The sequence below is a fragment of the Blautia sp. OF03-15BH genome (genome assembly GCF_003463065.1).
Taxonomy (GTDB): domain Bacteria; phylum Bacillota; class Clostridia; order Lachnospirales; family Lachnospiraceae; genus Limivivens.
The window spans coordinates 375,890-387,893 of sequence record NZ_QSCM01000001.1; the positions used below are offsets into that span (position 1 = coordinate 375,890).

Annotated in this window: 7 protein-coding genes; all 7 read right to left on the reverse strand. The window is 45.0% G+C overall.

From position 1 onward, the window contains the following. Nucleotides 1–50 precede the first annotated feature (50 nt). Nucleotides 51–794 (reverse strand): creatininase family protein, encoded by a 744-nt coding sequence (locus tag DXA57_RS01740; RefSeq protein ID WP_117764174.1) that lies wholly within the window; start codon nt 792–794, stop codon nt 51–53. Between the two features lie 391 nt (nt 795–1,185). Beyond that, nucleotides 1,186–3,336: an ATP-binding protein gene (locus DXA57_RS01745; protein WP_243005681.1), complete on the reverse strand. Its 2,151-nt coding sequence runs from the start codon at nt 3,334–3,336 to the stop codon at nt 1,186–1,188. A gap of 149 nt (nt 3,337–3,485) precedes the next feature. Beyond that, nucleotides 3,486–4,055 carry a substrate-binding periplasmic protein gene (locus tag DXA57_RS17425; RefSeq protein ID WP_243005682.1) on the reverse strand — a complete coding sequence of 190 codons (570 nt, stop codon included), beginning with the start codon at nt 4,053–4,055 and terminating at the stop codon, nt 3,486–3,488. An 86-nt stretch (nt 4,056–4,141) separates the two neighbouring features. After that, nucleotides 4,142–7,123 (reverse strand): hybrid sensor histidine kinase/response regulator, encoded by a 2,982-nt coding sequence (locus tag DXA57_RS01750; RefSeq protein WP_117764175.1) that lies wholly within the window; start codon nt 7,121–7,123, stop codon nt 4,142–4,144. A gap of 5 nt (nt 7,124–7,128) precedes the next feature. Beyond that, a complete protein-coding gene (locus DXA57_RS01755) occupies nt 7,129–8,979 on the reverse strand; it encodes an ABC transporter substrate-binding protein (RefSeq protein ID WP_117764176.1) in 1,851 nt (616 codons plus the stop codon). 29 nt (nt 8,980–9,008) lie between these two features. Beyond that, nucleotides 9,009–11,171 (reverse strand): ATP-binding protein, encoded by a 2,163-nt coding sequence (locus DXA57_RS01760; RefSeq protein ID WP_117764177.1) that lies wholly within the window; start codon nt 11,169–11,171, stop codon nt 9,009–9,011. Continuing rightward, on the reverse strand, nt 11,155–11,970 hold the full coding sequence (locus DXA57_RS01765) for a substrate-binding periplasmic protein (RefSeq protein WP_117764178.1): 816 nt from the start codon (nt 11,968–11,970) through the stop codon (nt 11,155–11,157). The genes DXA57_RS01760 and DXA57_RS01765 overlap by 17 nt, the downstream gene beginning before the upstream one ends. Nucleotides 11,971–12,004 lie beyond the last annotated feature (34 nt).

Below are 12,004 nucleotides of genomic sequence, written 5' to 3' on the forward strand. Positions count from 1 at the left end.
TATAAAAGAAGGTGCTGCCATCAGACAACACCTTCCAAAACCATTCCTATCTATCTTTCTTTTATTTTTTTGTACTCTTCTTCAATACCTGCGATCAATGTTTCCATTGTATACTCCAGTATTTCATTACCGAACGCTTCCGATGATTCTTTGACCGGATGGCGTCCTGCGATTCCGATCAGATTGCTCTCATCGTCTTTTACCTGTCCAAAGTCAACCAGCTCCGGCCGCACAGCCATTACGATCGAGGTCTCATTCGCTCCGGCATGGTCATTCTGATACTTCAGTCTCTCATCTTTCGCAAATGTCCATGCTGTCAGGATGCGCAGACCATACTTTTCTTCTGCCTCTTCCTTTAGTTCCTGAAATGCATTTGTCGACGGACCGTGTCCATGTCCGACAACGATACGGATTCCCACTCTGGAGAGTTGAGCAAAAATACTGCGCAGATACTCTTGAAACAGTTCCTTTTCCATCCAGTAAGCGCTGCCTTTCAGCTGCTGGACATAATAGGTATGCAGTGCGCCCTCCGTATTGATATCCATTCCATAAAATGCTTTTCCACCGTCATGAAAGATACGGTCGGGTCCCATAAACAGCATCGGAAGCACCACACCGCCGACCTTTTCTGCTACCCGGACAAACAACTCTTTCGACTGAATTCCGTCGGCTCCAAGAGGCATATGGGGGCCATGCCACTCCAGTGTACCCAGCGGCAGGTAAGCAACCGGCATCTCCTGTACTCTCTGCACCAGTTCTTCCGGAAGTAATTCTTCGTACAATACTTTTTTCATAGTCTTTCCTCCATTTCTGATTGAAATTTCCCTTATTGTTTCTTTTGTATCATATGATGTTGGGGTCAAAAGGTCTTTTTCCGGTTCATCCAGATGATCCCTGAGTTCATCGACTGGAATATTCCGAAAGCCGCTAATATCCTTCCCGAAATACAAAATGATTCCCCAAATATATCTTTCATTTTAATTCGACTTATTTCTTCTGTCAATTATGATAAATTGGTAACTGTTCAGAGTCAAGCAGATTTTCATGCAAAAGTGTGAATCATGCTTGCATGAATGAACACTTTTACATGGAAATCTATTTGGCGGATACGCCACACCGACGAAATGCGAAGCATTTTGGAGGCTGGCTCTGAATAGTTACATAAATTGTAACTTTTCAGGACATTCAAAACAGAATTTCCTGTTGCCTTATGATTTCCGCTAATGTCGAGAGTAACTGTTCAACCTGGATCGGCTTTGCTATATGAGCATTCATTCCGGATGCAATCGCTTCTCTCTTATCTTCTTCGAATGCATTGGCCGTCATGGCAATGATCGGTATGCATGCCTTATCCTGATCTGGCAGATTTCTGATCACCCGTGTTGCTTTATAACCGTCCATTTTGGGCATCTGGATATCCATCAGGATCATATGATATGTGCCTGCCGGCATCCTTTCTATCCTGTCTACGCACTGAATCCCATCCTCCACACGTTCTGTTTTCATCCCGGCACGTTCAAGGATTGCTTCCGCGATCTCTGCATTCAGATCATTATCTTCTGCCAGAAGGATCTTCCTGCCTTCCAGGATTTCTCTGCCTGTTCCAGACTCTTCAGCGTGCTTTTTTACATAATAGCTTTCATCCGCTATCCTGTGTTTTAGTGTAACGGTAAAGGTGCTGCCCTTTCCGGACTCACTCTCTACCTCTATGGTTCCGCCAAGCAGTTCCACATATCTCTTAACGATCGACATGCCCAGTCCGGTTCCTGCGATCTTGCTCTTTGTGGTATTCTGCTCACGTGTGAAGGCTTCGAAAATCTTTGTCTGATAATCCTCACTCATACCGATTCCGGTATCACTCACCCTGGTCCTCACGGTCATGCATCCAGACTCATCGCATGGTAATTCCTCTACGTTTACCATAACAGAACCACCGGCCGGAGTATATTTTATGGCATTGCTCAGGATATTGACAAATATTTCTTTTACCTTGGTAACATCTGTCAGTATATGCCCATGCTCTACATTTATCGTGTAATGAATTGCGATATCCTTTTTCCTTGCTTTCTCATCAAATACTACAATCAACATCTGAAGGACATCTTCGATCCGACTATAATTCTCATCAATTTCCATCCTTCCACTCTCAATCCGGGCCATATCAAGTACATTATTTATGATCGACAGAAGAAGATTCCCGGACTGCTGCAGTTTTTCCAGATGTTCTAAAGTTTCCGGCAGCTCTTTTCCTTTCAGTTCATCCTTCATAAGCTGTGCATAGCCCAGGATCACATTCATAGGTGTACGGATGTCATGCGACATATTATTAAGAAACCGGGTCTTGGCGAGACTGGCATCCTCTGCTTTTTTCAAAGCGATTTCCAGCTTATCATTGAGCTTTTGTGTATCATTTGCCGCAAACTTTGCGACAGCTTCTGCTTTTCTTGCCTTTCTTAAAAGTACAAGGATAAGGCCAATGATGCTGATCGTACAGAATCCCACAGTGACAAAAACAACAAGCAGATTGTCTTTTATAAAGTCAGAAAATGTTACTTTATCTGGCATACTGTCATAGCTGGCAAGTGCACTGGTAAGCATGTCAGACGGCATGGTCTTCAAAGTTTTATTCAGTATCGACAAAAGAGATCCCTCTCCGCATCTTACTGCAAAGCATGCCTCCATTGTTTTTGTAAGCGGAACACTCTTGAAATTCCGATTGTTATCATACGTCAATGCCTGACTGGTCCCCATGAGAAAACAGTCTGCTTTTTCGTGACTGACCATATCTGACGCATCCGCAAATGATTCGTAATCTACCAGCTTCCATTGTGGATAACTGAACGCAATATGCTGTTTTAAGCCTTCTTTTCCCTTTGGCACAGCTACGGTATGCACCTCATTCTCATTAAAATATCTCTCACCCGTTACTGCCATCATGCTGTAGGTCCAGGCTGTATTGGTAAGTGCATATCCTTCTTTTTCTGCAAGATCAGGATTTCTGCTGGCATAAAAAATCATGTCAATTTCCCGCTCCTGCAAAGCCTGAAGCATTTCGTCATAATCCTCATATGCCTGCACATGAAATTCCAGTGTCTGATTCCCCAGACAGTCTTTGGCATAGGAAAAATATTCTACCAGCATACCGGTAAGTTCTCCCGTCTCTTCGCCCATGGAAAAGATGGCCGGATCATTGTTCAAAAATCCGATCTGGATACCACCATGCTCCTCTACCCAGGACTTTTCTTTGACAGTAAGACTCTGCTTGTAATCAAGTGTAAAATACTGCTTATACAGATCTGCCTTGAAAAAAGGACTGTCCTGATCCAGCTGGTGCATCGCATGATCCAGCTCCTCCTTGATATCACTGCGCTCTTTATTGATCGCAAAATAGATACCTGATTTGCCAATCGTGGTAACGGATAAGATTCCCTGTTCAGACCAGAAGGATTCCTCCAGAGATACAAAAGCATCGATCTCATGATTTGCTATTTCTTTTCGACATCATCATTATGATACACATTTACATGCTCTGTCTGTATCCCATTCCTGTTTTCCCACTCTGTCAGCATGATTTCAGGCTCTGTACCTAAGAGCACGCCTACACGTTTCCCGTCCAGGAACTCGAAATCCGATATCTCAATGTCCATATTTGACAAATCCGCATAAAGAATGTATTTTTCCTCACCCATCGGTTCCTCTGAAAAAAGCATCTTTTCCGCACGTTCATCGGTGTAAGAGACATCACCCATGATATCGATCTCGCCATTTTCAAGCTTATCAAAACAGTTGGACCAGTCACATTTCACATACTCAAATTTCCATCCGGTATAACCTGCCAAAGCCTGCAAAAGTTCGTAGCCATAGCCTCGTCTGACACCGTTTTGATCAACATAATCGAAAGTATCCTCAAAGGAACCGATACGGATGGTCTGCGGCTGTGTTTCATCGTTATTTGTTTCAATAGCCAGGCAGTGTGCTGATAACATCCCCCACATTCCCAAAACCATGAATATCGCTATACATAATACCGCTGATCTTTCTCTAATTTTGTACATTGTTCTTTTCTCCACAACTTCTCAGAATCATTTCCATTGCTGTTCGAATCAGTAGTTTCTGCCTTTTGTTCCTTTTTCTGTTTCCCTTATCCGCGTGGTTTTTCTGATGTTCCTGTCCCCTGTTCCAGATTCTTCTGTAAGGTACCGATCAGTTCTTCCATAATGATCGGCTTGGATAAAAATCCATCCATACCACATTCCAGCGCTTTCTTTCTGTCTTCGTCAAAAGCATTGGCAGTCATGGCAAGGATGGTGATTCCCGCCAGAGCCGGATTCTCCAGTGCACGAATCTGCTTTGTGGCTTCGTATCCGTTCATGACCGGCATCTGCACATCCATCAGTACCAGATCATAATCGCCCAGTTTCGAATGCTGAACCCTCTCCACTGCCTCTGCTCCATTTTCTGCGGTATCAACCAGAAAGCCGTATTCATTCAGGATCTCCACTGCTATTTCACTGTTCAGCTCATTGTCTTCCACAAGCAATATATGCCTTCCTCTGAAATCCGAGCCTGCCGCCGGAAGGATCGGATGCTCTGCCTCGGCCTGTTTCTGACCGATAGCAGCCATCAAAGTCTCTCTGATATCTGACATAAACAGAGGTTTTGCGCAAAATGCAGTTACCCCTGCCGCTCTGGCTTCCACTTCGATATCTGACCAGTCATAAGCAGTCAGGATAATGATCGGTGTGTCGTCGCCAAGACTGCGGATCTGACGGGTGACTTCAATACCATTCATATCCGGCAGACGCCAGTCGATGATATACGCATGAAAGGCATCCCCGAGTTCCATCGACTGCCGTGCACGGAGAACAGCCTCTTTACCGGAAAGTGTCCATTCGGAACGCATTCCGACCTTTACGAGCATCTTCGTCACACTGTCACAGGTATTGAAATCATCGTCTACCACCAGTGCCTTAAGGCCTTCCAGCTCTGCGATCTTCTCTACACGATGGTTCTCAGGCTGGACGCGGAACGGCAGACGGACAATAAATTCGGTGCCTTTGCCCTGTTCCGTCTGAACTTCAATGGTTCCGCCCATCATATCCACGATGTTCTTGGTAATGGCCATGCCAAGCCCTGTCCCCTGGGTCCTGCTGACAGTGGAAGTCCGCTCCCGTTCAAAAGGAGAAAAGATCTTCTGTACAAATTCCGGACTCATGCCGATTCCGTTATCCTTTACCCGGATCTCATACCGTTCACAGCCGCTCTTTGTACCCGGATACTGTTTCAGCCGGACAGAAACCGTTCCTCCTGCCGGAGTAAACTTGACCGCATTGGACAAAAGATTCAGCAGCACCTGGTTCAGTCGCGTCTTATCACAATAGACATCCTCATTCGTCACATCCATGGCATCCATATAAAGCTCCAGCTGCTTCGCATGAATCTGTCCGCTGATGATCGTCTTCAGATCATGAAGCACATCCGACAGACTGACCTCCGTTTCTTCCAGATTGATCTTTCCACTTTCAATACGGCTCATGTCCAGGATATCGTTGATCAGTGAGAGCAGATGATTGCTGGACGAAAGGATCTTACCCAGATAATCCCGTACCTTTTTTATATCATCAATATTACTTACAGCCAGTGTCGTAAAGCCGATGATCGCATTCATTGGCGTCCGGATATCATGAGACATGTTGGAAAGGAAGGTACTCTTTGCCCGGTTTGCTGTCTCCGCAGCATGAACTGCCTCAGAAAGTGCCTGATTCATTTTTTTGTCAGAGGTACGATCTGACAGAACCAGGATGTATTTCTTTTTTCCGTTTACTTCACTGCCCATGGCAATGTTATGAAACCATCGTTGTTCCCCGGTTTTTTGGTGAACATATTCAAAATCCCATTCCTGCTGTTCATCCACCCGGATCCCCTCCAGATAATTCTTCTCCGGATCTTCAGAGTCACCGGGATTCAGTTTTCCCAGGACACAAATATCTTTCCGGATCTGTTCTACTGTAATACCAAGCAGTTTTTCCACATTCGGACTGACGTAATCTGTCTGATAGGTTCTGGCATCCAGCATCAGGAAAACATCATCCACATTCATCGACAGCTTTTGAAACAGCTCATCCCGATACAGGATCTCGCTATCCTTTTTCTTAAGGTTTATCCTGCTTTTTTGAATGATCAGGCTGATCAGGAAGGCGGCGATACAGAGCACGACCACACTGGCAAGGAGCATCGTGCTAAGCTGCAGGCGGTTCATACTGGCATTGACGATATCTGCCTTTACAAGTCCTAAGAATATCCAGTCCTGAATATCTGATTTTTCATAGACCAGATAATAGTTTCTTCCATCCAGATTTACCAGCATCGCATCGGTATGTCCGGCATTAAACTTCTCCGAAATGGAAAGGATCTCTTCTTCAGACATATTGGAATGCTCTCTCAGAATGCCAAAGAAATTATATACCTTCCCCCATGACTCAGAAGAATGATCGACCACAACACGGCCGTCCGGATGAACAACATAACTCTGGGCATTTCCATTGAAAACAGAGATATCCAGTACCTTTATGATATCAGAGTTCTCATAGGCGATCGCGATCGCATCATATTCAAAGCCCTGATAGCTTCCATGAGCTCTGGGAGTGGCAAAAACAAGCATCTGAGATTTTCCGGGAACCGCTACATTTGTGATCACATCATTCCCCTGCCGGATCTCTTCTTCCATATTTTCCTGTAACCCGAGATACCCGTTTTCCCCTGTCACCATCTTATAGGTGCCATCGGCTGACAGGAAATAGAAATTTAAAAAACCTGCATCTTCCTGTGCTTTCTCTATATAATCACGGATTTCGCTTTCACCGGAAGTGCTCTTTAGATACTCTCCCCACATATGAAGATAAGTCAGGTTCTTATCTGTCAGTTCCTTTAACATATGATCAGACTGGTGAAAAATCTCCGTCAGATGAGAAACACTTTCTTCAAAAACCGTTTTCGACACAAATCTGAAATATTGGAAAACAGACAAAATAATTCCAATGAAGAGAGCAATAAAGACAGCTATCCTTACCCGTTTTCTCACAACACGCTTCTTTCTTTTTGCATTATGCTTTTTACTGTCCATTCTTCTCACCTCAGAGTTATATAGTCTTCAGGCTCTGCAAGAACGGCATCACCATCTGAAACATATCCTGTCCAGGTATTTTTTACGGTGGTATCCGCTCCATCAAATACCACAGTATCATCTGCCGGATAGGCTTCCATGTGTTTTGGTATCGCCAGGCAGGTTACTGTAAAAGTATCTTTGTCCTGAACAGTTTTTCCATCCTTTTTGACTTTCTTTAATATATAACCATCCTCTGTTTCCTTGATCTCCACAGAAATGCCACTGACTACAGGCAGAGAACCACGATTAAAGGGGATGAAGCCTCCCTGGTAGCCTTCCACAAAGTTTCTGACCGTCTCCTTCAGTTCCGCCCCGCTCATCTTGCTGCTGTAAGCGGAAAGACTGTTTGGCATGATCATATTACCCGCCTGTTTTTCCGTATAACCGGCCTTCAGCACATTTCCCGTAAAGCTGTTTCCGGTTGCGATCAGCACATCCGACCCGTAAATGCTGCGCAGCGTATTTGCCATAACCGAATAAGCTGCATTGCCTCCACTGCTATGGAAGCGGTTGGAATAGGACTTCTGTGAATCCAATACGATATTCTCAGAAGTAGCTTCTTCCTCAAGAAGCTGCGTGTTAAATGACTGATAAGCCTGCGCTGCATCGTATTCTCCTGCGATCATCCTGGAAACCACATCCCTGGAAACAGAGAAAAAATCATTTGAGGCAATGCGGATATACATATGGTTTTCTTCGATCACCGGTTTCACATCTTTCAGATATTCCGTAAGCTTAAGTTCCACATTCTGGCTGTAACTCAACAGATCCTGCCCGTCAAAAATGACCCTGCTCTGTGCATCCTCTGAAAGCATGGTGTCCAGTACCTTCATTGCTTTCTTCCGGCGTGTCTCATCCTGTGCCAAATCACGGTTTAAGGCCACCTGAAAATATGGAGTAGTCATCAGCCACTTTTCACCGTCCTCCTGGAAGAATGGCAGAAAGGTTGTATTGATGCCCTGATCCTGAAACATTTTTACACCGGAAGAACTGCCGAAGTACATAGCAAGCTTACCACTTCCGTACATCTCAAGCACATCATCATAATTCAGATCCAGATCGTTCCGGCTCAGGCCGGTATCCTGGATAAACTGCTCCATACGTTCAAAAACTTCCGGCCAGACGCTACTGTCCAGACCTTCTCTCTTTGTATGATCCGGGTCACTGTAAGTCGTGCGCCACTTGCGTCCGTCTATAGAAGACAGTTCTGACGCAGATAACCCCTGCAGGGTTTCCATACAGGTATAATCATAATAATAGTCTGCGGTAAAGCCGCGAATCCCCACTTTTTCAAACGCCTGGCAGGCAGAAACAAAGCTTTCATAGTCGGTCGGCAGAGGAATCTCATACTTTTCAAAAAGATCCTTGTTCACTATAAATCCATGAGCATCCGCACACACCGGAAGCCAGTTTACGCTGCCATCCTCATTCTTAAAATTGTTAAGGTAGGTATCATAGACAGCACCGGCCGCATTGGTTGTGGAAAGATCCATCAGGCTGTCTTTCAGCGGACTGGCATCATGCAGGGAAAACCTGCAGCAGGTTATGATATCCGGCAGCCCTCCGTTTTCATTCAGAAACCGGTAGAAATCCAGGTCATTATTGCCTACTACAAATTCCACATTGATATCCGGAAGCTGTTCCTGGATGTATGGTGCATATTTTTCATACATGCTTGTACTCCATAAATACACCGTGATCGTTTCGGCATCTTCTTTTTCCGCGTTCTTCCCGCCACAGCCTGACAGAAGTGACAGGACTGTCGCCATCACGAAAAATGCCGCCAGAACTCTGTTCCATTTTTTCTCTTTCATTACAATCTCCCTTCTGAAATTGTTTCCGTCTATTCCATCAGCTCATGAATGACCTTTACCAATAATTTTCCATCAACCGGTTTTCCAATATGCTCATTCATTCCTGCTTCTTTTGCTCTCATTTTATCCTCCGCGAAAGCATTTGCTGTCATCGCAATGATCGGAATTCGTTTTGCATCTTCTCTATCCAGAGAACGGATACGCTTTGCAGCTTCATACCCATTCATGACCGGCATCATGATATCCATAAGAATGACATCAAACTCACCAGATCCGCTTTTTTCGAATATCTCAACCGCTTCCTGGCCATTCCATGCTTTGGTCACGACAGCTCCCTCATTCTGGAGCAGAAATTCTGCGATTTCCATATTCAGCTCATTGTCTTCTGCCAGAAGAATATGCAGTCCCCGGATAGAAACTTCTGTTTTTTCTCCAGTTTCCGTTCTGCCGCTCCTGTCTGTATCGATCCGGAACGGGACACGGATCACAAAGGTCGTCCCTGCACCTTCTGCACTTTCAAAGGTGATCGTTCCACCCATTTTTTCGACTAGATTCTTTGAAATTGTCATTCCCAGTCCTGTTCCGGCAAATTTTGTGCGGCTTCCGGCATCTTCCTGTGCAAACGGTTCAAAAATATGTTTCTGAAACTCTTCTGTCATCCCGATCCCGGTATCCCGACAGACAAATTCCATTGTCGTCATTCCCGGCTGTTCGGATGGGATTTCCCTGCAGCTGATATAGATCTGTCCGTTTGCTCTGTTATATTTCACCGCATTCGACAGGATATTCATCATCACCCGTTTCACATGCCCCGGGCTTCCGATCAGATCCCGGTGTATGATTTCTTTTTTCCCCCACACGATCCGAATATTCTGTTCTGCGGCAATCTGTTTGATCACAACAAGCACTTCTCTGGAAATGCTGCTCAGATTAAACGGAATTTCTTCCAGGATCACTTCATCTGACTCCAGTTTACTCATATCCAGGACTTCGTTTACCAGTTCCAGTAACAGATTGGATGCCTCTTTGATCTTTGCCCTGCATTCCGTCTGTTTCTCCATATCGTCTGCATAATGGTCTGCCACATCGAGCATGCCGCAGATCCCATTGATCGGAGTCCGGATATCATGGCTCATCCGTTGAAGGAATTCGGTTTTTGCCTCGTTGGCTGCTTCTGCTTTTTTTGCCGCTATCAGAAGTTCTGCTTTATATTTTTCCTCTTTTTCCTGTTCCTGCTTCTGATGTTCCAGATTGGTTCTGGATATACAGAACCAGAATATACCGAATATCAGCACATAAAGAGAAATGACACCTGCCACGCTTAATGGGAGGTTATGGAATATTTCCGTATCCGGAAGATATGCATAAATATAATAGTCCCGCTGCTTCAGCATGATCCCGTAGCATCCGGTTCCTCCATTCTTCATATGATAAATGTGCTGACTGTCTGTATGCTTTTTCATTGCCTGAACGACCTCGTTGCCGGCTGTATCCTGCCTCAGCAGTTTCTCATCATTGCTGGCAACAATGATCCCATTGTCTGCAACAATAATCGTTCCGTCTTTCTGGATATTGTAACCATTTAAAAGACCCTGTATCGTCAGAGTATAGTTTCTGACAAATTCAGGCGGTGTATAATAATAGATCGCCACGACACCCGGTACATCTTTTCTGGCACAGGCTGCAATATCGATACTTGAACCGTCTTCTCTGGTAAACCGTTCCGAATAGCTTCTTTCTTCATATCCGGTAAAATCCATGATGATGTCTTTTTGCAGATACTCCGTGATCTCATTGGTCAGGGATTCATCCGTGCTGTATTCACAGTCCGTCTTTCCTTCGGTATCCAGTACAAGAATACCGTCCACCCAGAGAGTCTGCAGATTTTCTTTCAGGAACTCCCGGCTTAGCTGACCGCCGTTTTCTGTTTCCATCTTAATATTTGTACTCATCTGTCTGGCACTTTCAATCGCACGGAGGAGACTTTTGGATTCCGAAGATTCATTATAATGGGTATAGGTAGAGCACTGCACTTTGACATAGTTTACAATCTCCACCATCCTTTTCTCTGCTTCCGCCTTTTCCGCATGAAAAAAATAAAACAGAGCGGATGCAGCCACAAAGAGCCCAAGCAGTCCACCGACCACCTGGATCTGTTTTCCTTTCATCTTTCCCTTAATACCCAAGATCATCCACCTCCAGATACTTTTCCGGATCATCCAGATATTTTCCGATGATTTTCAGAGTTGTGCCATCCTGACGCATTTCTTCCAGTGTCTGATCCATCTGCTCACAAATCCCTCTGTCATCCTCTTTTGCAAAAGCAACTCCTATCCCGACGATCATCAGAGGTTCTTCCAGGATACGGAAGCCTGTATCATAATCCTTCATATACTGTACGATCGATTCCTCATGTGCGGCAACTGCATCCACATATCCTTTCCCAAGAAACGTATAGATCAGCTCCCTGTGTCCCAAACTGATCAGATTGCCAAGTTTGGGGATTCTCTCATCTGTCCTTTTCAGAAAGATGCCTTCCGGTTTGGTTGTAGACTGGACGGCCAGATTCTTTCCCTCCAGGTCACTCAGCTTATAAATATCACTGTTCTCATTTACGGCTACTACCTGGCGGCTTGCTATGTACGGTCCGGCCCAGCGGTAATCGTCAAGGCGCCCTTCCATGGAAAAACAGCCCATGATGCAATCGATCTCTCCGCTCTCCACCAGTTCTTTTTTCTTCTCCCAGTTGATCTGGACCACATCCACCTGGTATCCCATTCTTTTGAAAGCTTCTGTAGCCAGTTCTGCGTCTATGCCCGTCGGTATGCCATCCTCATTCAGATAATTGTATGGGGGATAGCTGTCGCTGCCGAGCATAATGACAGGCTTTTCCGGTTCTTTTTTACTGACATCCGTGTTTTTGCATCCTGTCAGGGTGCCAGCTAAAATTCCTGCAAGCAGAATGCCTGCGATTATTCTTTTTCCTTTCATTTTCCTTCCATTCCTGCTGCTGTTTTATATTTCT